Annotated in this window: 18 protein-coding genes and 1 pseudogene; 8 read left to right on the top strand and 11 right to left on the bottom strand. The window is 69.8% G+C overall.

Translation table 11 applies throughout. The annotated features are described in order from the left end of the window. Window position 1: 1 nt before the first annotated feature. The 6 genes from yidC (at window position 2) to BMW99_RS06490 (ending at window position 5,837) form a co-directional block, all read left to right on the top strand. On the top strand, window positions 2–1,222 hold the full coding sequence (yidC, locus tag BMW99_RS06515) for a membrane protein insertase YidC (protein ID WP_075016397.1): 1,221 nt from the start codon (window positions 2–4) through the stop codon (window positions 1,220–1,222). 15 nt (window positions 1,223–1,237) lie between these two features. Continuing rightward, window positions 1,238–1,756, top strand: a complete 519-nt coding sequence (locus BMW99_RS06510) for a Jag family protein (protein ID WP_075016396.1) — start codon at window positions 1,238–1,240, stop codon at window positions 1,754–1,756. A 138-nt stretch (window positions 1,757–1,894) separates the two neighbouring features. Next, on the top strand, window positions 1,895–2,635 hold the full coding sequence (gene rsmG / locus BMW99_RS06505; protein ID WP_069464753.1) for a 16S rRNA (guanine(527)-N(7))-methyltransferase RsmG: 741 nt from the start codon (window positions 1,895–1,897) through the stop codon (window positions 2,633–2,635). Window positions 2,636–2,929: 294 nt separating this feature from the next. After that, complete coding sequence (locus tag BMW99_RS06500) at window positions 2,930–4,048, top strand: ParA family protein (RefSeq protein ID WP_075016395.1); 1,119 nt, start codon at window positions 2,930–2,932, stop codon at window positions 4,046–4,048. Then, window positions 4,045–5,142 carry a ParB/RepB/Spo0J family partition protein gene (locus BMW99_RS06495; protein WP_075016394.1) on the top strand — a complete coding sequence of 366 codons (1,098 nt, stop codon included), beginning with the start codon at window positions 4,045–4,047 and terminating at the stop codon, window positions 5,140–5,142. The genes BMW99_RS06500 and BMW99_RS06495 overlap by 4 nt, the downstream gene beginning before the upstream one ends. A gap of 77 nt (window positions 5,143–5,219) precedes the next feature. Beyond that, window positions 5,220–5,837, top strand: a complete 618-nt coding sequence (locus tag BMW99_RS06490; protein ID WP_069464751.1) for a GNAT family N-acetyltransferase — start codon at window positions 5,220–5,222, stop codon at window positions 5,835–5,837. A gap of 114 nt (window positions 5,838–5,951) precedes the next feature. On the opposite strand, the gene trxA is transcribed toward BMW99_RS06490, so the two are convergent. From trxA to BMW99_RS06455, 7 genes are all read right to left on the bottom strand, one after another. Continuing rightward, the gene (trxA, locus tag BMW99_RS06485; protein WP_069464750.1) at window positions 5,952–6,281 is read right to left on the bottom strand and encodes a thioredoxin; all 330 of its coding nucleotides are present in this window, start codon (window positions 6,279–6,281) and stop codon (window positions 5,952–5,954) included. A gap of 51 nt (window positions 6,282–6,332) precedes the next feature. Further along, on the bottom strand, window positions 6,333–7,283 hold the full coding sequence (trxB, locus tag BMW99_RS06480) for a thioredoxin-disulfide reductase (protein ID WP_069464749.1): 951 nt from the start codon (window positions 7,281–7,283) through the stop codon (window positions 6,333–6,335). A gap of 128 nt (window positions 7,284–7,411) precedes the next feature. Then, complete coding sequence (locus BMW99_RS06475) at window positions 7,412–8,335, bottom strand: anti-sigma factor family protein (RefSeq protein ID WP_069464748.1); 924 nt, start codon at window positions 8,333–8,335, stop codon at window positions 7,412–7,414. Further along, entirely contained in the window at window positions 8,332–9,003 is a 672-nt protein-coding gene (gene sigM / locus BMW99_RS06470) for an RNA polymerase sigma factor SigM (RefSeq protein ID WP_069464747.1), read from the bottom strand. The genes BMW99_RS06475 and sigM overlap by 4 nt, the downstream gene beginning before the upstream one ends. A gap of 36 nt (window positions 9,004–9,039) precedes the next feature. Further along, window positions 9,040–10,779, bottom strand: a complete 1,740-nt coding sequence (locus BMW99_RS06465) for a protein kinase family protein (RefSeq protein WP_245791266.1) — start codon at window positions 10,777–10,779, stop codon at window positions 9,040–9,042. 608 nt (window positions 10,780–11,387) lie between these two features. Continuing rightward, window positions 11,388–13,916, bottom strand: coding sequence for a murein biosynthesis integral membrane protein MurJ (murJ, locus tag BMW99_RS06460; protein ID WP_069464745.1), 2,529 nt, complete (start codon window positions 13,914–13,916; stop codon window positions 11,388–11,390). A 26-nt stretch (window positions 13,917–13,942) separates the two neighbouring features. Next, window positions 13,943–16,231 (bottom strand): DUF6049 family protein, encoded by a 2,289-nt coding sequence (locus BMW99_RS06455; protein WP_245791240.1) that lies wholly within the window; start codon window positions 16,229–16,231, stop codon window positions 13,943–13,945. A 257-nt stretch (window positions 16,232–16,488) separates the two neighbouring features. Between BMW99_RS06455 and BMW99_RS06450 the strand changes: the two genes are divergently transcribed. Further along, entirely contained in the window at window positions 16,489–17,904 is a 1,416-nt protein-coding gene (locus tag BMW99_RS06450; protein WP_075016393.1) for a CCA tRNA nucleotidyltransferase, read from the top strand. Window positions 17,905–18,059: 155 nt separating this feature from the next. On the opposite strand, the pseudogene BMW99_RS43320 reads toward BMW99_RS06450, so the two are convergent. The 4 genes and pseudogenes from BMW99_RS43320 to BMW99_RS06430 all read right to left on the bottom strand — a co-directional run bounded on the left by BMW99_RS43320 (window position 18,060) and on the right by BMW99_RS06430 (window position 21,881). Further along, a pseudogene (locus BMW99_RS43320) lies at window positions 18,060–18,449 on the bottom strand (LppU/SCO3897 family protein). A gap of 238 nt (window positions 18,450–18,687) precedes the next feature. Next, on the bottom strand, window positions 18,688–19,992 hold the full coding sequence (locus BMW99_RS06440) for an MFS transporter (RefSeq protein WP_069465916.1): 1,305 nt from the start codon (window positions 19,990–19,992) through the stop codon (window positions 18,688–18,690). Window positions 19,993–20,133: 141 nt separating this feature from the next. After that, window positions 20,134–21,216, bottom strand: a complete 1,083-nt coding sequence (locus tag BMW99_RS06435) for an inositol-3-phosphate synthase (protein ID WP_069465915.1) — start codon at window positions 21,214–21,216, stop codon at window positions 20,134–20,136. A gap of 23 nt (window positions 21,217–21,239) precedes the next feature. Next, window positions 21,240–21,881, bottom strand: a complete 642-nt coding sequence (locus BMW99_RS06430) for a PadR family transcriptional regulator (protein WP_069465914.1) — start codon at window positions 21,879–21,881, stop codon at window positions 21,240–21,242. An 835-nt stretch (window positions 21,882–22,716) separates the two neighbouring features. On the opposite strand from BMW99_RS06430, the gene BMW99_RS06425 reads away from it, so the two are divergent. After that, window positions 22,717–25,023: a transglycosylase domain-containing protein gene (locus tag BMW99_RS06425; RefSeq protein WP_245791238.1), complete on the top strand. Its 2,307-nt coding sequence runs from the start codon at window positions 22,717–22,719 to the stop codon at window positions 25,021–25,023. Window positions 25,024–25,067 lie beyond the last annotated feature (44 nt).

The following is a 25,067-nucleotide window of genomic DNA, read 5'->3' as shown; positions in this document are numbered from 1 at the left end:
CGTGGGGATCTTGAACCCCCTCTACGATGCCGTCTCGTGGATCATCGTCCAGTTCCACTCGTTTTACGGCCTGATCTTCGACAAGGACAGCGGCTGGGCGTGGGGTCTGTCGATCGTCTCGCTGGTGGTCCTGATCCGGATCGCGCTGATTCCGCTGTTCGTCAAGCAGATCAAGTCGACGCGGAACATGCAGGCGCTCCAGCCCAAGATGAAGGCGATCCAGGAGCGCTACAAGAACGACCGGCAGCGTCAGTCCGAAGAGATGATGAAGCTGTACAAGGAGACGGGCACCAACCCGCTCTCCTCGTGCCTGCCGATCCTTGTGCAGTCCCCGTTCTTCTTCGCGCTGTACCACGTGCTCAGCAACATCGCCAAGGGCAAGCCGATCGGCGTCATCCACGAGAACCTCGTGGCGAGCGCCCAGCAGGCCCACATCTTCGGCGCCCCGCTGCCGGCGAAGTTCGTCGACAGCGCGGCCACGCTGGCCCACTTCGGCGCCTCGGTCACCGAGGTCCGCATCGTCACGATCATCATGATCATCCTGATGTCGGCGTCGCAGTTCTACACGCAGCGCCAGCTGATGACCAAGAACGTGGACATGTCGGTGAACACGCCGTTCATGCAGCAGCAGAAGATGCTGATGTACGTGTTCCCGCTGATCTTCGCGGGCTTCGGCATCATCGCCCCGGTCGGTGTCCTGCTGTACTGGCTCACCACCAACCTGTGGACCATGGGTCAGCAGCTGGTCGTCATCCGCCGCAACCCCACGCCGGGCAGCCTGGCCTTCGAGCAGCGCCAGGAGCGGCTGCGGGCCAAGGGCAAGCTGGTGGAGTCGCCGGAGGAGGTCGCCGCCAAGGAGGCGGTGGAGACCGCGCGCGCCAACCGCACGCAGCCCAAGCGGCAGAGCAAGTCCCAGCGCAGTGGTCACGCCACGCACGGCACGGGTTCCGGCTCGGGTTCGGATGCGCAGAAGGCCTCCGGTGAGGACCAGACCGCCGACGCCGAGTCCGGCGGCTCCCCGTCGGGCGGCGCCAAGGCCCAGGGCGGCGGCAAGCCTCAGGGCGGCACCCCGAAGCAGTCGGGCGGCGGTGCCAAGGGTTCCGGTGGCGGCAAGACCTCCGGTTCGCCGCGGGCCGGTTCGCCGCGGGCGGGCGCCAACAAGGGCGGTTCCCCCAAGGCGGGTCCCAAGTCCAAGCCGGGCAACCTGTCGAAGAAGAAGTAAGAGGAGAGTCCAGGCGTGAGCGACGTCAACACCAGCACGGCACCCGACAGCGGCTCGTCCGCCACCCTGACCCGCCTGGAGCAGGAGGGTGAGATCGCTGCCGACTACCTCGAGGGTCTGCTGGACATCGCCGATCTCGACGGCGACATCGACATGGACGTCGAGGGTGAGCGCGCCTCGGTCTCGATCGTCGGCGACACCTCGAGCCGGGACCTGACCAAGCTGGTCGGCCGGGACGGCGAGGTGCTGGAGGCGCTCCAGGAGCTGACCCGGCTCGCGGTGCACCGGGAGACCGGCGAGCGCAGCCGCCTCATGCTGGACATCGCCGGCTTTCGCGCCCGCAAGCGCGCCGAGCTGGCCCAGCTGGGCTCCGAGGCCGCGGCCGAGGCCAAGGAGACCGGCCAGCCGGTCAAGCTCGACCCGATGACCCCCTTCGAACGCAAGGTCGTGCACGACGCGGTCGCGGCGGCCGGCCTGCGGAGCGAGTCCGAGGGTGAGGAGCCGCAGCGCAGGGTGGTCGTCATCCCCGTCTGACCGGCTCGTGCCTGACCCGTCGGCCCCGTCTGTTCGCAGGCGGGGCCGAATCTTGTAAGCCTGGAAGTCGACCCACCGGACACCCGGGAGCCCGGGGCGTCCCAGCCAAGATCCCAGCGAAGGAAAGGACGGCCCCCCGTGACGGAGGCAGCAGCGGAGCTTCCCGTGCCGCCGGAACAGGCCGGAGCGGTCTTCGGTGACCGGTTCGCCGACGCCGTGCGCTACGCCGAGCTGCTCGCGGACGCGGGTGTGCGGAGAGGTCTCATCGGGCCGCGTGAGGTGCCGCGGCTGTGGGAGCGGCACCTGCTGAACTGCGCGGTGCTGTCCGAGGTGATCGGCCCCGAGGTGTCGGTCTGCGACGTGGGGTCCGGCGCGGGACTCCCCGGCATTCCGCTGGCACTGGCCCGGCCCGATCTGGAGATCACGCTGCTGGAGCCGCTGCTGCGCAGGACCACCTTCCTGGAGGAGGTGGTCAGGCTGCTGGGGCTCGACAACGTGACGGTGGTCCGGGGCCGCGCCGAGGAGGTGCTGGGCAAGCTGCCTCCGGTGGACGTGGTCACCGCTCGCGCGGTGGCGCCCCTGGAGCGTCTGGCCGGCTGGGGCCTGCCTCTGCTGCGCCCGCACGGCGAGATGGCGGTACTCAAGGGCGACACGGCCGAGGAGGAGCTGAAGGCGGCCCGGGCCGCGCTGAGCCGGCTCGGTGCGGTGGAGGCGACGGTCGTCCAGGTGGGTGACGGCGTGGTCGATCCGATGTCCACGGTGGTGCGTGTGCTGGTCGGCGAAAGCCCTGGCGGTGTGCGTGCCGCGACCCGCAGGGCGAAGGCGGCCCGCGCGGCCAGCCGCGGCCCGCGGAACACCGGCGGGCGCAGGCGCCGGTGATCGTCACGGCCGGCGGGTGCTCCCCGGCGGCCGCCGCGGTCCACTCCCCTGGGCTTTCTACGCCATACAAACGGGCATAAGTGCACAATTCGGAGTGTCTTCGGACATTGTGCTGATGGCCTGTGCATCGTGTTCCACGTGAAACGTCGTTCGCTGCTCCCCGGAGTCCTCAGCCGTGGTCGCGCCGCGGCCGAGGCGCGTGCCAAAAAACCTGCTAAAACGACTGGCCCTGTGGATAGTTCTCGGGATTTATCCACAGGTAGCCGGGGCTCGCTGGTTCATCACCCCTCGGGCATGGCAGGCTCTTCTCGTAGCGAGCCTGAAGTCGAGGAGTGTGAGTCCTTGCGGTCCGACGCCAACATCGCGGGGCCGATGGCCGATCCGGTCCCCGGTCCCCGATCAGCTGAGCAAGCCGGGGGACCCTATTCGGGGCCCCCGGGGTTCGGAGGCGATGTTTCACGTGAAACATTGCCTCCCATGGATGACACCCCCATCGGTCGCGCCGCTCAGTTGGCCGTTGAGGCGCTGAACCGCACGGGTGAGGGGCTGCCCCGGCCTCCCCAGACCCGGGTGATGGTCGTCGCCAACCAGAAGGGCGGTGTCGGCAAGACGACCACGACGGTCAATCTCGCGGCCTCCCTGGCACTCCACGGCGGCCGGGTGCTGGTCATCGACCTCGACCCGCAGGGCAATGCCTCGACGGCGCTGGGGATCGATCACCACGCCGAGGTGCCCTCGATCTACGACGTCCTCGTGGAGAGCAAGCCGCTGTCCGAGGTCGTCCAGCCCGTCGCCGATGTGGAGGGCCTGTTCTGCGCGCCCGCCACCATCGACCTCGCGGGTGCCGAGATCGAACTGGTCTCGCTGGTCGCCCGGGAGAGCCGGCTGGAGAAGGCCATCGCCTCCTACGAGCAGCCGCTGGACTACGTCCTGATCGACTGCCCTCCGTCACTCGGCCTGCTGACCGTCAACGCGCTGGTCGCCGGCGCCGAGGTCGTCATCCCGATCCAGTGCGAGTACTACGCGCTGGAGGGTCTTGGACAGCTCCTGAAGAACGTGGACCTGGTCCGTGCCCACCTCAACCCGAAGCTGCACGTCTCGACGATCCTGCTGACGATGTACGACGGCCGTACCCGGCTCGCGTCCCAGGTCGCCGAGGAGGTGCGCACCCACTTCGGCAAGGAGGTGCTGCGCACCAGCATCCCGCGTTCGGTCCGTATCTCGGAGGCTCCCAGCTACGGCCAGACCGTCCTCACCTACGACCCGGGTTCCAGCGGTGCCCTGTCGTATCTGGAGGCGGCCCGGGAGATGGCGCTGCGCGGCCTGCCCGGCCATGTGGCAGCCGAGTACGACCAGCAGGACGACCAGCACAACGAGCACAACCCGCACAGCATGTCGGAGGGGATCCAGTGAGTGATCGACGCAGAGGGCTCGGCCGTGGTCTCGGCGCGCTGATCCCGGCCGGACCGCCGGCGACCGGCGCGTCCCCGGCAGGGACGCCGGTCTTGACGTCGGAGCGTGGCGTGGCGGCCGCCAAGGTGGCCGGCCTGACAGACCGCAGGGCGCCGGAGTCGGCGCCGCCCGTGGTGGACATCCCGGTTTCACGTGAAACAGAGCCCGATCTGTCCAGCGTGAAGGTGCCGACCACCGGTGCCTACTTCGCCGAACTGCTGCCGGACTCCATCACTCCGAACCCGCGCCAGCCGCGTGAGGTGTTCGACGAGGACGCCCTGAATGAACTCATCACCTCCATCAAGGAGGTGGGTCTGCTGCAACCGGTCGTGGTGCGGCAGATCAGCGGGGACCGCTATGAGCTGATCATGGGTGAGCGGCGCTGGCGCGCCTGCAAGGCCGCCGGGCTGGAGCGGATTCCGACGATCGTCCGTGCCACGGACGACGAGAAGCTTCTCCTGGACGCCCTCCTGGAGAACCTGCACCGGGCCCAGCTGAACCCGTTGGAAGAGGCGGCGGCATACGACCAGTTGCTGCGGGACTTCTCCTGCACCCACGAGCAGCTGGCGGACCGGATCGGCCGCTCGCGGTCCCAGGTCTCCAACACCCTGCGGCTGCTGAAGCTGTCGGCTCCGGTCCAGCGCCGGGTCGCGGCCGGCGTGCTCTCCTTCGGGCACGCGCGCGCACTCCTGGCCGTCGACGACGTCGAGGAGCAGGACCGCCTGGCGCACAAGATCGTCGCCGAGGGGCTGTCCGTGCGCGCGGTCGAGGAGATCGTGACGCTGATGAACAGCGAGCCGAAGGCGGCCCGCAAGGTCTCCAGCCCCCGGGCCGGCCGGCGCGTCTCCCCGGCGCTCACCAACCTGGCGACGCGGCTCTCGGACCGTTTCGACACCCGGGTGAAGGTCGACCTTGGCCAAAAGCGCGGAAAGATCGTCGTGGAATTCGCCTCGATAGACGATCTGGAGCGCATCCTGGGGGCGATGGCCCCTGGCGAAGGCCGAGTTCTGGAGACCAAGCTCGACGACGAGGTCGACGAGGACGAGGCCGAGTGACACAGGGGCACCCCGGCGCGGATCGCCGGGGTGCCCGCGGGCTGTTCGGTTCGCGACAGAAATGGGGTCTGAGCCAGATGGGACGCCGGCTCGTACCGCTCACCCTGGACAACCTTCCGGATCTGCCCAAGCCTTGCCGCCACTGCGTCTTCTGGGAACTCGACCCGGTCAGCGGAGAGGCGGCCGTCCAGGCGGGAAAGCCCGAACTGGAGAAGGAAGCCTGGATCTCCGCCGCGCTCCTGGAATGGGGCTCGTGCGGACGCGTCGTCTATGTGGACGAGGTCCCCGCAGGCTTCGTGCTCTACGCCCCCGCCGCCTACGTCCCGCGGTCCACCGCCTTCCCGACGAGTCCGGTGTCCGCGGACGCCGTCCAGCTGATGACGGCGCGGGTGCTCCCCGGATACCAGGGACAGGGACTCGGCCGGGTCCTCGTGCAGACGGTCGCCAAGGATCTCGTCCGCCGCGGCTTCAAGGCCATTGAGGCTTTCGGCGACGCGAAGTGGTCCGGTCCCTCGTGCGTCCTGCCGGCCGACCATCTCACCGCGGTCGGCTTCAAGACCGTCCGCCCCCATCACCGTTACCCCCGGCTGAGGCTGGAGCTCCGCTCGACGATCTCCTGGAAGGAGGACGTCGAGATGGCGATCGACCGGCTGCTCGGTGCCGTTCAGAAGGAGCCGGCGCTGCGCCCCCTCTGAGCGAGGCGCCGGGACCCGACGGAGCCCGGACACGACTGAGGCGGTGTGCTGTTCCACGTGGAACAGCACACCGCCTCAGTCTTTGCTGCGGGTAGAGAAACCCAGGCTCCGGACTCAGCCGATGTAGTCGGCCAGGTCACGCTCCAGGGCGGCACGCGGCTTCGCGCCCACGATGGTCTTCACGACCTCGCCGCCCTTGTAGACGTTGAGCGTCGGGATGGACATCACGCCGTACTTCGCCGCGGTGACCGGGTTCTCGTCGATGTTGAGCTTGACGATGGTGATCTCGTCCGCGTGCTCCGCCGCGATGGCCTCCAGGGAGGGGGCGATCTGACGGCACGGGCCGCACCACTCGGCCCAGAAGTCGACCAGGACGGGCTTGTCGCTGGCGAGCACCTCCTGGGCGAAGGTCGCGTCGGTCACGGGCTTGGTGTTGCCGGCCACGGCAGTCTCCTCGGGTCTTGATGCGTGCTGGAGGGTGAGGGTCAGGTTGGGTCAGGCGGTCTTCTCGGCGTCGGCGAGCGCCGCAAGGTAGCGCTCGGCGTCCAGAGCGGCGGAGCAGCCGGTGCCGGCCGCCGTGATCGCCTGGCGGTAGGAGTGGTCGACGACGTCGCCGGCGGCGAACACACCAGGAATGTTGGTGCGCGTGGTCGGCGACTGGACGGTGAGGTAGCCCTCGGCGTCCAGGTCGAGCACGCCCTTGAAGAGTTCGGTCCGGGGGTCGTGGCCGATCGCGATGAACAGACCGGTCACCGGCAGCTCGGACGTCTCACCGGTCTTGGTGTTGCGCAGGGTCAGACCGGAGAGCTTGCCGTCGCCGTGGATCTCGGCGATCTCGCTGTCCCACACGAAGGAGATCTTCGGATCGGCGAAGGCACGCTCCTGCATCGCCTTCGAGGCCCGCAGGCTGTCACGGCGGTGGACGATCTTCACGGACTTGGCGAACCGGGAGAGGAACGTCGCCTCCTCCATCGCGGTGTCACCGCCGCCGATCACGGCGATCTCCTGCTCACGGAAGAAGAAGCCATCACAGGTGGCACACCACGAGACGCCGCGGCCGGAGAGCTGGTCCTCGTTGGGGAGGTTCAGCTTGCGGTGCTGCGAGCCGGTCGTGATGATCACGGCCTTCGCCCGGTGGACCGTGCCGGCCGAGTCGGTGACCGTCTTGATGTCACCGGTCAGGTCGACGGCCACGACATCGTCCGGGACCAGTTCCGCGCCGAAGCGCTCGGCCTGGGCGCGCATGTTGTCCATCAGATCCGGGCCCAGGATGCCGTCACGGAACCCCGGGAAGTTCTCCACGTCGGTCGTGTTCATCAGGGCGCCGCCGGCCGTCACCGAACCCTCGAAGACCAGCGGCTGGAGGGAAGCACGTGCCGTGTAGAGCGCCGCGGTGTACCCCGCGGGCCCCGAGCCGATGATGATCACATTACGGACGTCGCTCACGGGTGTCTTCCTCGTCTCTGCGAACTGCGGTGGGGGCCCTGGCTGGACTCTCGTCCTGCCTAACGGATCCTACGGGTCCGGCATTCCCGGGGCACCGCACCCGCCCGCGCCCTGCCGCGGCAGACGTCCTAACGGGGATAGGTCCCCTGGAAGAGCACCGCGCCAGGGCTGGAGACGGTGCACGACGCGTTGAGGACGAAGGCGTCCACCCGGCTGGCGTCGTTCGGGTGAGGCAGGACGACGAGATAGGACGGGGTGCCCTGGAAGAGCTCCCGCTCGGCGGCCAGCGGGGGCTGGGAGCGGTGCGTGGCCTTGAGGACACACGAGGGCACGGGCACGGTCGCACCGTCCGGCTGCGTCACGGACCCGGTGCTGTTGGGTTGCAGCATCGGGGTGTTTCCGCCCGGGGACTGCTTGGTGGTGCTGTGGTGCGGTCCGGCCAGGAGCTCGCGCACCTGGCTGCCCACTGCCGCGGTCGTGCTTCCGGCGGCCGACGTCTGCCGTGCGCTGTCCAGGCTGGACCCGGCTGAGCCGGTCCCGGAAGCTGCCGTGTAGATCACACCGCCGAGGAGGGCGGCTCCCACGGCGCCGGCGACCGCCAGGAGTCCCCGCCGTCGCCTGGACGGCGACCGCTCTCCGGGGCGCCCGCCACGGCCAGGACCGGTCGTTCCGCCGGGGTGCCCGCCCGGCGAGGTGGATGTTTCACGTGGAACGTCCTTCCCGGTTTCACGTGGAACACTCATCCCGCGCTCCGGGGCGGCTGACGGCTCCGCCGATGTTTCACGTGGAACATGCGGCAGGGTGGCGTCGAGAAGGGCCTCGGCGGCGAGCGCCGCGTCGATCCGGCCCGCGATGTCGGCGGGCATCCGCTGCGGCCCCGGGAGCGTGCCGAGCAGCCCCCGGATCTCCTCCAGGGAACGCAGGACGTCCCGACAGAGCTCGCACGTGTCGAGGTGGGCCCGGATGGCCCGGCCGCGGTCAGTCCCCACCAAGCCCTCGGAGAAGTCGGAGATCTCCGAGACCTCGGGGTGCGGGTCCATCCCCGTCGTCATCGGTGGCCACCTCCGCCCTGTTCCGTACCCGTCTCTGGGACGGGCGTGCCCCCCGTCGGGTTCCTTCCCCGGCGACGATCACCCTTATCCGTCTCCGCCGACCGCAGATGGGTCAGCAGCGGGAGCAGCCGGGCCCGTCCTCGGGCGCACCGGCTCTTCACGGTTCCGGTGGGGACGTCCAGCACGGCCGCCGCCTCCGCGACCGGGTAGCCCTGCATGTCCACGAGCACCAGGGCCACCCTCTGCTCGGGCGGCAGGGTGGCCAGCGCGGCGACCAGTTCGCGCTGCAGCTCCTCGCGCTCGGCGGGCGCCTCAGCGGACTCGTGCGGTTCCATGAGCGCCTCGAAGTTCTGCTCGTCCGCGACGGGTGACGTCCGCCGGCTCGCGGCCCGCCGGACTCGGTCCAGGCAGGCGTTCACAGTGATCCGGTGCAGCCAGGTGGTGACGGCCGCCTCTCCCCGGAAGCGGTGGGCGCTGCGGAAGGCGGACACCAGGGCGTCCTGGACCGCGTCCGCGGCCTCTTCGCGGTCGCCCAGCGTGCGCAGGGCGACCGCCCACAGCCGGTCGCGATGACGGCGGACGATCTCGCCGAAGGCGTCGGGATCGCCCGCCACGTGCCGGGCCAGGAGTTCGGCGTCGGAGACCCCGCTGAGCGGGTTCTGCTCCATCGCTGCCCTCCCCCGGGATTCCGCGGTGCGTTCGGCTCAGCCGGTCACGCTGATCTCGCCGATCTTGCCACGGAATTGGCCCGCTGACATGGGTGGGAGCTTGGTCAACCAGACGAGGAGGTACCGCGAGGTCACCTTGGTGCTGGGAGTGAACGTCACCTGCTCGCCGGACCCCTGGGCGACCGTCGTGAAGTCATCGAAGCTGCTCGGCATCGAGGAGTCTTTGGTCGTCAGCAACTGCGCGCTGGTGGACCCTATGAAGTCCACCTTCACGTTGCTGATGTTCTTGGCGCTGCCCAGATCGACGATGACGCCGACGCCTGGCTTGAGACCGCCGAGGTCCGCCCCCAGGTAGTACTGGGTCTGCCAGTAGGTGCCGGGGTTCCCGTCGTAGACCTTGGACACGAGGTCCGGGTTCTCCTTCCCGTCACCGAGCGGGTCGAAGTCCTTGGCGCTCACGATCGGGATCGGCTTCGGCGCCGGCGGGGTGGTGTTCTGGCCGGCCTTCTGCCCCGTGGGGGTGTGCTTGGTGGGCTGGTCCTCGTTCGACTTCAGCGCGTCGGCCAACTGCCAGCTGCCGAGGCCGATGGCGACGATCACCAGGGCGGCCACCGCCCACTTCAGGACCTGGCCCGTCCGGCCCGGCAGGGCAGGCGGCGGCACCGGTGCCGCCGCGGGGGCGCGGGTGGCGCCGTGCGGCGGCGCGGAGTTCTTCGGGAACTGCGAGTACGGAGCGGGCCGGTAGACCGGCGGTGCCTGCTCCGGCGGCCGGATGCGGGGCATCGCGGCCACGGCCTTGGCGAGTTCCTCGGGAGTGGTGCAGGGAGGTTCCTCGCGGGAGGCGGTCGCGCCGTCGTTGACCAGAGCCCGCATGGCGAGCTCGGACAGTCCGCGGTGGATCCCGGCCCGGACCTGGTCGGGTGCGACCAGGCCGACGCGCTTGGGCAGCCCGGCCAGGCCGTGGGCGTCGTCCTCGTAGGGCCACCGCTGGGTCAGCGAGGCGTAGAGCAGTGCGCCGATCGCCTCGGTGTCCTGGCGCTGCGGGCGCTCGGCCTTGAGGCCGCGCAGGGCGGCCGCGACGGCGAGCCCGCGGATCCGGTACTGGCCGGACACGGTGCGCAACACGGCACCCGGGTCGAGCCGCAGGTGCGCCAGCCCCTCGCGGTGGGCGGCGGCCATGCCCTGGGAGACCTGGCTGACCATCTGGTACGCCTCGTGCGGCTCCAGTGGAGCGGTGGCCAGCTGGTCGGCGAGCGAGGTCGCGTCCGGCAGCCACTCGTGGATGACGTACACCAGGTCGTTCTCCTCGACGGCGTCGAGGACCTGGACGAACCGCGGGTCGCCGAGGAGCGCGGCCGAGCGGGCGGCCGCGAGCACCTGGCGGGCACGCGCGTGGTCGGCGGGCAGGATGTGGATGCCGACCGCACGACGCAGTTTCTCGTCGACCGCGCGCCAGCTGCTGAAGCCGTCGACGCGGGTGACGCACTCCTCCAACTGGTAGCGGCGGGCCAGCTTGTGACCGCTGTGCAGCTCCGGCTGGGCGGTGCGGACCGGCCGGGGCACTGACTTGGGACCTGCCTTGGGCTCCGCCTTCGCCTTCGCCTTGTCCGCGGGCGTGGGTTCGGCCTTCGGCTCGTCTGCCGGCGTGGGTTCCGCCTTCGCCCCGTCCGCGGGCTCCGCCTTGGCCTTCGGCCCGTCCGCCGGCTTGCGCTCGGGGGCGGACGCGGTCTTGGCGGCGGCCTGCTGCGTGGGCTCCGCTCCCGCGGCCAGCTTCATGGTGGCGTCCGGTGCGTCCGGGGCGCTGTTGTCCGTGGAACGTGTACGGGAGGCGTTGGTGTCGGCGTCGGAGGGGGCGTCCGCGGTCGCGTCCGCGGTCGTCTCGGCCACGGTGTCCATCAGGGCGTCAGGTTCGGCTTCCTGGGAGGCCTGCGGCTCGGGCGCAGACGGCTTGCTGCGGGGCTGGGAGTCGGTGTCCGGGGTGACGGTGTCCACAACGGTGTCCGCGTCGTCGTGAGGGGCTTCAGCGGGCTTCTCGGCAGGTTCTGCGCTGGCGTCAGGCTGGTCCTCGCCGGTCGTCCCGGCCGCGTCGGCCGTCCCGGCTGTGTCTGCCGCGTCGGTCGCGGGCTTGCCGTTGCTCTGGTCGTCCGTCGTCGTCCCGCCGGGAGTGGCTTCGCTCTGCTGAGCGCCGGGCGACTCTCCGCCCTCGCTGGCCACTCCGACGGCGGCCGTGCTCCGATCCGCCACCGTCGTTCCTGCCTCCCCATCCGTTGCGCGATCTCACGTCGAGCCGATGACAATTGTGCCCACACTCCGGCTCTATGCACGACACGCGGTGGCCCGCGATGGTTGCGCGGCAGCGGGCCGCGGGCGTCCGAGGACCGGCGTCAGCGCCCGAGGCGCCCTCGGACCATGCCGATCATCGCGGTCATCTCCTGGATCCTCATGCGCTTGGCGGCCAGCACGAACAGGCCCATCAGCAGCCCGCCGCCCACGACGAGGGCCGCCAGCGAACCGACCGCGCCGCTGCCGAGGGACTTCATGATGACGTAGACCGCGGCACCGGCGATCCCCGCGGCCGGGACGCACGCGCCCACCAGCCGCGCGTACGTGCGCACCACGCGCCGCCCGTCGATGTCCCCGGCCAGCCTGCCCCGCAGGCGCTTGGCCGCGACGCCGACCCCCACCGCGTAGGCGAGGCCGTAGGAGAAGGCCATCCCGACCACGGCCCAGCGTGCGGGCAGCACCAGGAAGCAGATCGCGGAGGCGGCGGCGTTCACGGCGGCCACGATGACCGTGTTGTAGAACGGCGTCCTGGTGTCCTCGAAGGCGTAGAAGCCGCGGAGGATCACGTACTGGACCGAGAACGGGATCAGGCCGACGCCGAACGCCATGAGGATGAAGCCGATGTTCTGCGCGGACTCGGCACCGGTGCTGGCGTAGAGCAGGCCGCACATCGGGACGCCGAGCGCGAGGAACGCGAAGCCGGCCGGCACCATGGCGACGGCCGATGTGCGCAGGCCGTAGGAGATGTCGTCGCGGACCGCCGAGATGTCGCTGTCGGCCGCCGCCCGGGAGATCCGGGGCAGCACGGCGGCCATCACCGAGACGGTGATGATGGCCTGCGGCATCTGCCAGATCAGCAGGGCGTTGTTGTAGGCCGTGATGCCGGTGCCCTGGTAGCCGTCCTTGTCGGCGTTGGAACCGGCCCAGGTGGCGAGCTGGGTGACGGCGATCAGGCCCGCCTGGTTGGCCAGCACGAAGAAGAACGTCCACTTCGCGAGCTTGGCCGCGTGGCCCAGGCCGTGGCCGCGCCAGTCGAAGCGCGGCCGGAACCTGAAGCCGGCCTCCCGCAGGTACGGGAGCATCGCGAGCGACTGCACCACCAGGCCGAGCAGGGTGCCGATGCCCAGCAGGCGGGTCCCTTCGGGCGTGATGGTCGTCGCGTCCATGTGGGTCGTGCTGTAGGAGCCGTAGACCCAGATGAACATCAGGAAGGTGAAGATCACCACGATGTTGTTGAGGACCGGGGTCCACATCATGGCGCCGAACTTCCCGCGGGCGTTGAGCACCTGGCCCATGACCACGTGGACGCCCATGAAGAAGATCGTCGGCAGGCAGTACCGGGCGAAGGTGATCGCCACGCTGTAGGTGTCCGGGTTGTCGGCGATCTTCGCGGACATCAGGCGGATCAGCAGCGGGGCGCCGAGCACCGTCACCGCGACGATGCCGCCCAGGATCACCATGACGACGGTCAGCAGGCGGTTGGCGTACGCCGCACCGCCGTCGTCGTCGTCCTTCATCGCGCGGACCAGCTGCGGGACGAACACCGAGTTGAGGCCGCCGCCGATGGTGAGGATGTAGATCATCGTCGGCAGGGTGTTGGCGACCGCGTAGGAGTCGCCGAGGGTGGCGACGCCGATCGCGGCGGCGATCACCAGGGTGCGGACGAAGCCGGTCACCCGGGAGACCAGGGTGCCGGCGGCCATCAGCGCGCTGGACTTGAGGATGCCGCCGCCGCGGCCCGCCGCAGGCGCGGTCGGTGCGGCGGCGGGCATCTGCCCGGTCGCGTCCACCGCGGGCATCTGGCCGGTACCCGGCTGCTGCGTGTGCGGCATCTGATGCTGGGTCTGGGCCTGCTGCTGCGGGGGGTACGGCTGCTGCTGCTGGTACCGGGGATCCGCGTAGCGCGGGTCCGGGTCGTGGTACGGCTGCTGCTCGGTGCCCTGGTAGTACGTGGCCTGCCCGTAGGGCGGCTCCTCGTAGACGGGCTCGGAGTAGCCGGTGCCCGAGTTGTCGGCGGGCACCTGGGGATAGCCGTACTGCTGCTGGCCGTAGTCCTGCGGGGCGCCGTACTGCTCCTGCGGGTACCCGCCCTGCGGCTGCTGGTAGTAGCCCTGCCGCGGGTCCTGCTGCTGCGGCTGCCCCTGCTGCGGGGGGTACGGCTGCTGACCCTGCGCCTGGCCCTGTCCCTGGCCGTAGGGCTGCTGCCCCTGGGCGTACGGCTGCTGGGCCTGCGGCGGCTGCTGGCCCTGCCCGTACTGCTGCTGGGGGTACCCCTCGGGGCTCTGGTCGCGGAACAGGTGCTGGTACGCGTCGTACTGCTGCTGCTCCTGGCCGACGTGCCCGACGAAGTCGTCGACGCCCAGGTACTGGGTGGCGGGGTTGTCGCTGTACGGCATCTGCGGGTACATGGCCTGCTGCCAGTGCTGCTGGCCGTACTGCGCGGGCGGCGGGTGTGCGGCCCGGTCGTAGAGCGCCTCGTCGACGGGGTCCTGCGCCGACGGATCCTGCTGCTGGTACGGATCGTAGGCGTAGGTGTTCTGCAGATACGGGTCAGGTGGAGTGGGACGCTCGTCGGGCGAGGGAGGCATCTGGCCCGCAGCGTCGCGATCACCGTCGTACGGCGCGTTCATCAGTGCCCCACCTTATTAGCCGCTGTCTATCCGTCCACCTTCTCACCTGCCGGCGACGGCTCCGGGGTGTCCAGGCCGGTGTCCCTGGCAGCGTCACCCGGCTGCCCTGGATTGCCGTCCTCGGGCCGGCCTCCGCTGCCGTCGTCCCCGCCGGTGCCGTCGTTCGTGCCGTCGCCTCCGGAGCCACCGTCCCCGCCGCCGCCGGCCGCCTGCCGCTTACGTTGACGGTAGATCCGGACGCCGGCGAGCACCAGAAGCAGCAGTCCGGCACCGATGATCAGCATCACCAGGTCGGTGACCTTGGTGATCTTCACATCGAACCGCACGATGCCGCCGTACAGGCCGCCGTTCTGCGTGTACAGGTGGGCGGTGATCCTGACGGTGCCGTTGCCGTTGGCCTTGGTCTGGAACTTCAGGGTACGGGTGTGGCCGCCGTCGATGGTGATCGGCTGATTCGGGTTGCGGATCTCCAGCCGGATGTTGGTGCCCGAGGTGAGCCGCAGCACGAGCCCGGTGATGGGCTGGCCGAGGTCGTTCTTCACCGTGACCGGGATCGTGCCGCTGCGGCCCGAAAGCGTCAGCGTGGTCTTGTCGAGGATGTGGACCGCGTTGATGAGGTCGTACAGATAGGCGCCGATCGCGTCGCGGAAGTCGGCGGCGCCGTCCGCGTCACCGCGCCACTCCGTCGACATCGACCGCAGCACCGCGTTGCCGAACGGCACGGTCACCCGGTCCTTGACCGTGAGAATGACCACGAACTCGTTGAGGTGGATCTGCGTCTCGTGGATCTGCTGGAACGCGTTGGTGGACAGCTCCTGCTTGCGCAGCGAGGACGGGTAGGCGCTCGACGGCGGGACGCGGTGGGAGGCGTGCGCGTCCGGGTGGGCGGCCAACGCGATGTCGAGATCCACCGACTGCGTCCACGGGCTGGCGTCGGTCGTGGCGATCGCCTCGGCCAGCGCCTGCGCCTGCGAGACGGTGGGGATCCGCTGCGGCGCCACCACGAGGGAGCGCTGCTTGTCGGGCGCCTGCATGGTGATCAGCAGGGTCTGCGCGACGAAGCTCTGCACCGACAGGTTGGCGTTCTCCTCGTGGAGCATGTCGCCGGAGAACGCGGTGGACAGCGAGGCGTCGGTCACCACGCCGGTCATCCCGCCGTCCAGCGGCCGGGCCGCGGTCGGCGTGTACGACAGGTCGTTCTCCGGGAAGGTGTCGCTGCGGGCGATGATCCGGTTCATGCCGCCGCTGCGGGCCACCGAGACGATCGACGGGTCGATCGCGCCCTGCACCGGCCAGGCGACGTTCGCCGAGGACTGGACGCCCAGGATGGTGTCCACGGTGTTCTTGCCCAGGGACACGGCGTCCTTGACGTGGCTGACGCTCCCCTGCACGGACTTGCCGTGGTGGGCGATCGAGGCGAGGTCGGTGTCGCCGAAGGGCAGCGCCATGACCTGGGCACCGCCCACCGCGGACTTCAGTGAGTTGAGCCACTGCCGGGCGACGGCGGAGCCGGTGCCGGGCGTGGTGTGGGCCACGTCTCCGTCCGGACCCGCGACCCGGTAGCTCTTGAGCATCGCCTCGACGGTCGCCAGCAGGTCGGGGTCGATGACCCAGGTCACCGGCAGCTGCTTGGCCAGCTGCACCATCTGGTCCAGGCGGCCGCCGGGTGCGAGCTCCTGGGCGAGGTCGTCGTCGAGGAAGATCGGGCTCTGGGCGGTGTCGGTGTCACCGCGAGCCGAGATGTGCGACCGGTCGGTCAGCGGCCACAGGTAGGTCATCTCGGTGGCCTTGGCGGCCTCACCGTCGGCGTACCAGGGCAGGAACGTGCGCTTGATGCCCAGGACGTGCGACCAGGGCTCCCCGGTGTCCTGGCCCTGCAGGGTGACCCCCAGCTGGTACACGCCGGTGGCCGTGAGGCCCAGGGCGCTCACGGGGACCTTGATGGTGTAGGCGGCGCTGCCGCCCGCGGGGATGGTCGGCACGTGGACGGCGTCACCAAGGATGTCCGAGCCGTCGGCCTGCGAGGTGAACCCGACGCGGTTGGCGGCGCTCTTCATGGCGCTGCGGGACTGCAGGGGGCCTCCTGGGCCGATCCGGACGCCGATGTCGGCGTCGGTGATCGCGGACTTCCCGTCGTTCTGGATCGTGCCGGACACGGTCACGGTGGCGTCCTTGGTGGGCACCCGCGGGGTGAGGCTGTCGATGGACAGCACGGCGGTCCGCGAGCCTATGGGCGCCTTCGCCCGAGCGTCGGCCTGGGAGCCGGTGGCGAGGACGCCCTGGAGCAGGCCCGCCAGGAGTGTGGCGCCGGCCACGGCCGCCGTCGCCCGGAGCCACCGCCGGCGGCGCGCCGGCGGAGCCGTCCGGGGTGCCTGTGCCGCCTCGCCCACGCGTGTCGCCGTCCCTCGTCGTCGTCGGTAGTCGGTGGTTCATCGGAAGTGCGTGCTGGCATGTTAACGAGATCCGCTGTGCCCGAGTGCTGCGGAGTCCATCATCCGGGAGCCCGGTTTGGCCGGGGCTCGGCGCAAACCGGGGCGCCGGGGACCGGCCTGGACCCGTACCCTTTGACGTTGTGCCGAATGCCACTAATGCCGCCCAGACCCCGCAGGCCCGCCACACGATCGCACCCGTGGCCGAGGACCTCGGCCGGCGCTTCCAAGACGCCGGCTTCAAGCTCGCCCTCGTCGGGGGCTCGGTCAGGGACACGTTGCTCGGGCGGCTCGGCAACGACCTCGATTTCACCACAGATGCCCGCCCGGATGACGTGCTGACGATTCTCCGGCCGTGGGCGGACGCGGTCTGGGAGGTCGGGATCGCCTTCGGCACGGTCGGGGGGATGAAGGACGGCTACCAGGTGGAGGTCACCACCTACCGTTCCGAGGCCTACGACCGCACGTCCCGCAAGCCCGAGGTCTCCTACGGCGACACCATCGACGAGGACCTGGTCCGCCGGGACTTCACGGTGAACGCGATGGCGGTCGCCCTGCCGGAGACCCACTTCGTCGACCCGCACGGCGGCCTGGACGACCTGGCGGCCCGCGTGCTGCGTACGCCCGGCACTCCGGAGTCGTCCTTCTCCGACGACCCGCTGCGGATGCTGCGGGCCGCCCGCTTCGCCGCGCAGCTCGACTTCGAGGTCGCGCCGGAGGTCGTGGCGGCCATGACCGCGATGGCCGACCGCATCGAGATCGTGTCCGCCGAGCGCGTGCGGGACGAACTGAACAAGCTGCTGCTGTCGGAGCACCCGCGCAAGGGCCTGCGGCTGCTGGTCGACACCGGGCTGGCCGACCGCGTGCTGCCTGAGCTGTCCGCGCTGCGCCTGGAACGCGACGAGCACTTCCGGCACAAGGACGTCTACGAGCACAGCCTGACCGTGCTGGAGCAGGCGATCGACCTGGAGGCGGACGGACCGGACCTGGTGCTGCGGCTGTCCGCGCTGCTGCACGACATCGGCAAGCCGAAGACGCGGCGGTTCGAGTCCGACGGCCGGGTCTCCTTCCACCACCACGAGGTCGTGGGCGCCAAGCTGGTCAAGAGCCGGATGACCCAGCTGAAGTACCCCAACGACATGATCAAGGACGTGTCCCGGCTGGTGGAGCTGCACCTGCGGTTCCACGGTTACGGCGGCGGGGAATGGACCGACTCCGCGGTACGGCGCTACGTGCGCGACGCCGGACCGCTGCTGGACCGGCTGCACAAGCTGACCCGCTCGGACTGCACGACCCGCAACAAGCGCAAGGCGGCGGCGCTGTCCCGCACCTACGACAGCCTGGAAGCGCGGATCTCCGAGCTCCAGGAACAGGAGGAGCTGGACTCCATCCGCCCGGATCTGGACGGCAACCAGATCATGACCATCCTGGAGCTCAAGCCCGGACCGATGGTCGGCAAGGCCTACCAGCACCTGCTGGAGCTGCGGCTGGAGCACGGCCCGCTCGGCGAGGAGGCGGCCGTCACCGCCCTCAAGGAGTGGTGGGCCGCCCAGCAGTAGCCTGCTCCCCACGCAAAGCCGGGGCGATGTTCCACGTGGAACATCGCCCCGGCTTCTTCCGTCTCCGCGCATGACCGATGTTCCACGTGGAACATCGACGCCGATGTTTCACGTGGAACATCGGTCGCCGGTGGCGGCGCGGAGCCGGAACGGGCTCAGCGTCGCGGTGTGAGACAGAGGGCGAAGTTGTCGGGCCCGGTCTCGTCGTACTCGGCGTAGCTCTTGTCGCACGCGTCCCCGTCGTGGCTGCCGCTGACCTTCTTCGCCACGGTGAATCAGGCGTCGGACGACGAGCAGTCCACCATCTTCACGTCCGGGTTGGAGGCGGTGCCGGTGACGTTTACGCAGTCCCCTGGTGACGCGGCGCCGGCGCTGTGGTCCGGGAGGGAGGCGGCGACGACGAACACCACGATCACCGCGAGCGGGATGGCGGCACCGAGGGCGCCGGCCCGCAGGAAGATCGGCTTACCCGGATCCCGGGGCGGCCGGACGCTTCCGGAGGGAACGGGGAGCTTGGTGAACTTCCCCCGCGTGATGAGGTTCATCACGACGGTGATGGGCGTCACGATGAACGAGCCGATGCCCCACCAGCCCTGGTAGAGGGTCTTGGTGGTCATGTCGCGGTGGGTGGCGATCCCGCAGGTGCGGCAGAAGTTCCCCGGGAGCTTCAGGAACCGCATCATGACGAGGAAGCCCTGGTGTCCGCGCACGGTCGCCCGCACCGCGGGGTAGCCCCCGCAGAACGTGCAGGGTTGCCACGAAGTCCCCCTACGAGCACCGGCGTTACGGACGTACGCCGGTCTCTGACGTGTCCGGCGCCGCCTGGCTCACGCGGGTCATGGCTGCTGCCACCACTGCGTAGACCAGCGACAGCGCGATGATCACTGCGGATGAGCGGCCGTCCGAGGGCAGAAGCAGGGCGCAGACCGCTGCCGCGCCGACGAAGGCCACGTTGAAGGCGACATCGTAGAGGGAGAAGACACGGCCCCGGTATCGATCCTCGACATGGGTCTGCACCACGGTGTCGGTGGCGATTTTCGCGCCCTGCGTGGTGATGCCGAGGGCGAAGGCGGCGAGCATCATCGGGCCCGCCTCGAAAGGCAGGCCCAGCGGCGGCAGGACCAGCGCGGAGGCGGCGGAGCACGCCGTGATCCACCCCGCGACGCCGAGACGTCCGGTGGCCCAGGGCGTGACGACGGCCGCCAGGAAGAACCCCGCGGCGGACAGGCCGACGGCCAACCCCAGCAGCGCCAGCCCGTGGTCGCTGTCCGCGGGGTCGGCCCAGGCGTAGCGGCACAGCATGAGCAGCATGACCGTGAGCGCGCCGTAGCAGAACCGCATGGCCGTCATCGCGACCAGCGCGCGGCGGGCGGCCCGTCGTTCGCCGAGGTGCCGCAGCCCGTCGAGGAGTCCGCGGCCGGTGGAGGCGACGGCGGCCGTGAGCCGCGGGACGCGTTCGGCGGTGTCGGGTCCCAGCGCGTCGCTGCCGAGCGCCAGCGCGGACAGGCCGGCGCAGGCGTAGAGGAGGGCGGCCAGCGAGACGGTGGCCGCGTCGGCACCCGCGCCCGCGGACAGGAAGAGATGGACGACGAAGGCCGCGCCGCCTCCTGCCGCCGCGGCGAGCGTGCCGGCCGTGGGCGAGAGGGAGTTGGCGGTGACCAGTTGCCGCGTGTCCACGACGCGGGGCAGCGAGGCCGACAGGCCGGACAGCACGAAGCGGTTGATCGCGGTGACCGACAGCGCGGACAGATAGAACAGCCAGTCCGGCACGTGCAGCAGGATCAGCGCCGCGGTGCCGCAGGACAGGGGGGCCCGCAGGAGGTTGCACCAGAGCAGGACCTGGCGGCGCCGCCAGCGGTCGAGGAAGACACCGGTGAAGGGCCCGAGGAGCGAGTAGGGCAGCAGGAGCACGCCCAGGACGGCGGCCACCGAACCGGGCGACGTCTGCTTCTCCGGGGAGAAGACGACGTACGAGGCGAGCGCGACCTGGAAGACGCCGTCGGAGAGTTGGGACAGCAGGCGCACCGTGAGCAGCCGCCGGAAGTCCGGCAGCCGCAGCAGCACGCGCAGGTCGCGCACAACATGCATGGACCCACCCTCACATGACGGCGAGGCCCCGGGTGCACGACCCGGGGCCTCGCCGTGGTCTCCGTCCGCCGTCGGCCGGCAGGCGGAGGGATGATCAGCGGACGGTTCAGCGGCCCTGACCGGGCCGGTTCACCGTCCGGTTCAGCGCTCGACCTCGCCGCTGATGAACTTCTCGACGGCCTCGCGGGCCTGGTCGTCGAAGTACTGCACCGGCGGGGACTTCATGAAGTACGAGGACGCCGACAGGATCGGGCCGCCGATGCCGCGGTCCTTGGCGATCTTCGCCGCGCGCAGCGCGTCGATGATGACACCCGCGGAGTTCGGGGAGTCCCAGACCTCCAGCTTGTACTCCAGGTTCAGCGGGACGTCGCCGAACGCGCGGCCCTCGAGGCGGACGTACGCCCACTTGCGGTCGTCGAGCCACGCCACGTAGTCGGACGGGCCGATGTGGACGTTCTTGGCGCCCAGGTCGCGGTCGGGGATCTGCGAGGTGACGGCCTGCGTCTTGGAGATCTTCTTGGACTCCAGGCGCTCGCGCTCGAGCATGTTCTTGAAGTCCATGTTGCCGCCGACGTTCAGCTGCATGGTGCGCTCGAGGATGACACCGCGGTCCTCGAACAGCTTGGCCAGCACGCGGTGCGTGATGGTGGCGCCGACCTGGGACTTGATGTCGTCGCCGACGATCGGGACACCGGCCTCGGTGAACTTGTCCGCCCACTCCTTGGTGCCGGCGATGAAGACCGGGAGGGCGTTGACGAACGCGACCTTGGCGTCGATGGCGCACTGGGCGTAGAACTTCGCCGCGGCCTCGGAGCCGACCGGCAGGTAGCAGACGAGGACGTCGACCGCGCGGTCCTTCAGCACCTGGACCACGTCGACCGGGGTCTCGGAGGACTCCTCGATGGTCTCGCGGTAGTACTTGCCGAGGCCGTCGAGGGTGTGGCCGCGCTGGACGGTCACGCCGGTCTGCGGCACGTCGGCGATCTTGATGGTGTTGTTCTCGCTGGCGCCGATGGCGTCCGCGAGGTCGAGACCGACCTTCTTCGCGTCGACATCGAAGGCGGCCACGAACTCGACGTCACGCACGTGGTATTCGCCGAACTGCACGTGCATGAGACCAGGCACCCTGCTGTCCGGGTCGGCGTCCTTGTAGTACTCGACACCCTGCACCAGCGACGTGGCACAGTTGCCGACGCCAACGATGGCTACGCGAACCGAACCCATACCGGTTGCTCCTTGTGAAATCGTCACGCGGTTCCCCGGTCCCCGGGTCGGCCGCCGTTCTCTTGGTTGTTGTCGTTGTCGTCCCGCCCGGTGGCCAGGCGCTCGCCGCGCCCGGCCCGTTCGGTCTCGATCAGCTCGTTGAGCCAGCGGACCTCGCGCTCCACCGATTCCATGCCGTGCCGCTGCAGCTCGAGCGTGTAGTCGTCGAGCCGCTCACGGGTGCGAGCCAGTGAGGCGCGCATCTTCTCCAGGCGCTCCTCCAGGCGGCTGCGCCGCCCTTCGAGGACGCGCATCCTGACGTCCTTCGACGTCTGGCCGAAGAAGGCAAAACGAGCGGCGAAGTGCTCGTCCTCCCAGGCGTCGGGGCCGGAGTGGGCCAGGAGCTCTTCGAAGTGCTCCTTGCCCGCGGCCGTCAGCCGGTAGACGATCTTCGCCCGGCGGCCGGCCAGGGGGGCGGCGAGCGGATCAGCGTCCGCGGCCGTCTCCTCGACCAGCCACCCCTGGGTGACCAGCGTCTTCAGGCACGGGTACAACGTCCCGTAGCTGAAGGCGCGGAACACCCCGAGTGAGGTGTTGAGCCGCTTGCGCAGCTCGTAGCCGTGCATCGGGGACTCGCGCAGCAGGCCGAGTACCGCGAACTCGAGGATTCCGGAGCGCTTGCTCAATGCGGCGTTCCCATCGTCTCCTCGTTCGCGTAGCGAGCGACCTGCGGGCGCTCGTCCCGGCCCGGCCAGCGTGTTCAGCATGGTGTTTCCAGACCGTCTCGACTCGATGTATCGAGTCGATACATCGTGACGATAGAACGGCCCGACACATCTCGCAAGGCGCGGATGGGTGACCGGCGTCACATCGTCCAGTCTGTGAGCCATCGCACGCCCGATATGTTCAGGATCGGGGGATCGTGTGTCTTTTGCGGCTGCGTACTCTGTTCGCCATGCGTAGCGCCGGGAACCTCTGGACGTCAGGAAGCGTCCTGAACCTTGGTGCGGTGCGACTTGACACGGTCGCACCCAGGGGGACCCGATCGACTGTCACCGAAGCCTTCAGGCGATCCCGCCTGTCGAGGAGTAGCTGTTCATGAGCGAGCACCGTCGCAAGTTGCCGCAGACGCCGCCGCCGAGCGGCCGCGCTGCCGCCCGGCGCGGGGGACAGCAGCCGACGCCCCCTCCCCCCGCCGGCCGACGGGCGGCGGGAGGCTCCCCACTCGGGTCACCGAGCGGTACCCCCACCGGCTCACCCAGCGGACCCGTCGGCCCCCCGAGGCCGGCCGGCGAGCCCTATCAGGGCCGCGCCGCCGCCCGCCGAGCGGCACAGGGCCGCGGCGGGGGCCGTCGCGCCGCCGGAGGTTCGGGAGGTCCGGGAGGTCCGGGCTCCCGGGGCCCGGCCGGGCGCGGCGGGCGCGGACCCGCCCGTCCGGGGAAGAAGCGCTTCATCGACTACCCCCGCTTCGGCAAGGAGGGCTGGCGCCACTGGGTCCCCTCGTGGCGGCAGGTGACGGCGGTGTGCGTCGGCTTCTTCGGTGCCCTCATCGGAGTGGTCGGCGTCGCCTACGCGACGGTCAGCGTCCCCAACGTCAACCTCGCGGCGACCGCCCAGAACAACGTCTACTACTGGGCGGACGGCTCGCAGATGATCGCCACCGGTGGCGAGAACAGCGTCAACCGGCAGATCATCACGATCGACGAGATCCCCAAGGGCATGCAGAACGCCGTCGTCTCGGCGGAGAACAAGACCTTCTGGACGGACAAGGGTGTCGACCCGATGGGCATCACCCGCGCCTTCTACAACATGGCGCGCGGCGGTGAGACCCAGGGCGGTTCGACGATCACCCAGCAGTACGTGAAGAACACGCGGCTCGACCAGCAGCAGACGTTCAGCCGCAAGTTCAAGGAGCTGTTCATCTCCATAAAGGTCGGCGCGACCATGAAGAAGTCCGACATCATGGCCGGCTACCTGAACACCTCGTACTTCGGCCGCGGCGCCTACGGCATCCAGGCCGCGGCCCGCACGTACTACGGCGTCGACGCCGTGAAGCTGAACGCCAGCCAGTGCGCCGTCCTCGCCGCCCTGCTCAAGGGCCCGACGTACTTCGACCCGGCCGGCAACCCGAGCATCGACCCGAGCGCGACCGCGGCGAACAACCTGAAGAACTCCTCGGAGCGCTGGAGCTGGATCCTCGACCAGGAGGTCAAGGACGGCCGGATGACGGCGGCCGAGCGCGCGAAGTTCACCAAGTACCCCATGCCGGAGGCGCCGAAGAAGAACGCGCAGATGGCCGGGCAGATCGGCTACCTGGTGGACCTGGCCCAGCACTCCGTGATCAACAAGGGCACCCTGACGCAGGACCAGCTGGCCAAGGGCGGCTACCAGATCTACACCACCTTCCAGAAGTCCAAGGTGAACGCCCTGGAAGCCGCGGTGAAGAAGGTGCAGAAGCAGTACATCAAGCCGGGAGGCAAGCACGTCTCCAACGGCGAGGACATGGACAAGTTCGTCCAGTTCGGTGGGGCCTCGGTCAATCCCAAGGACGGAGCCATCGAGGCCGTCTACGGTGGCACCGACTACACCAAGCACTTCACGAACAACGCCGACGAGACGGGCGCTCAGGTCGGGTCGACGTTCAAGCCGTTCGTACTGGCCGCGGCGATGACCCACGGCATCCGCGACCCCAAGCTCGGGCGGGTGCAGAGTGACGACAGCCGGCAGAAGGTGTCGCCGGACAGCTGGTTCAGCGGTAAGAACAAGCAGCAGATCATGGACTACAACGGCAAGCCGTGGTACAACAACGACGGCCAGCCGTGGTACCAGCCGAACGACGACGGGGACAACCTCCCCAAGGTCACCCTCCGGACGGCGCTCGACAAGTCGCTCAACGCCCCGTTCGTCCAGCTCGGCGTGGACGTCGGCACCGACAAGGTCCACGACGCCGCCCTCGCGGCCGGCCTGGTCGCCAGCAGCCAGAACGCGCTGAACGACTACCAGAACAGTGTCACGTACTCCATCGGCACCTCCTCGCCCAGCGCGATCCGGATGGCCGGTGCGTACTCGACCTTCGACAACCACGGGGTGCAGAACGACCCGTACTCGGTGACGAAGGTGGTGCACGAGGGACAGGTGATCTACCACCACGAGCTGAAGTCCAACCCCGCCTTCGACGCCAACGTCGCGGACACGATCACCGGGATGCTCACCGACGTGATCAAGAAGGGCACCGGTACCACGGCCCAGCTGCCCGACGGGCGGCCGGCGGCCGGCAAGACCGGTACCACCGACGACAACAAGTCGGCCTGGTTCGACGGCTACACCCCGCAGCTGTCCACGTCGATCGTGATGTTCCGGCGCGACGACCAGACGCACACCGACAAGGCCGGCAAGGTCCTCAACAACCCGTTCCTGAAGATGTACGGAACGGGTGGCGCGGCGAAGATCCACGGTAACTCCTTCCCCGCGCAGATCTGGAAGGACTACATGACGACGGCGCTGAACGGGCAGCCGCAGGCGCAGTTCCAGCAGCCGTCCGGTGACGTCGGCCAGGTGGTCTGGGGCAACGTCAAGAGCCCGACGCCCACGCCGACCGACACGACGCCGACGGCCACCGCGCCCACCACCACGCCCATGACGACGCCGCCGACCAGCCCGTCGTGGACGCCGCCGACCGGCCCGACCCCCACGGGCACGCCGACCAAGCAGTGCTTCCCGTGGGATCCCAGCTGCAACTCCACCACCACCCCGCCGACGCCGACGGACACCGCCACCACACCGGGCGGCCAGCCGACACGGCACACGAAGGGCCCGACGGGCGGCTGACGGCCGCCGCGGCGCAGCCCGCGCACATCCAGGAGAGCCCCCAC

This window comes from Actinacidiphila rubida (assembly GCF_900110255.1).
Taxonomy (GTDB): domain Bacteria; phylum Actinomycetota; class Actinomycetes; order Streptomycetales; family Streptomycetaceae; genus Actinacidiphila; species Actinacidiphila rubida.
Note: the sequence above shows the minus strand (reverse complement) of the source record. Positions and strands in the feature narration are given on the sequence as shown.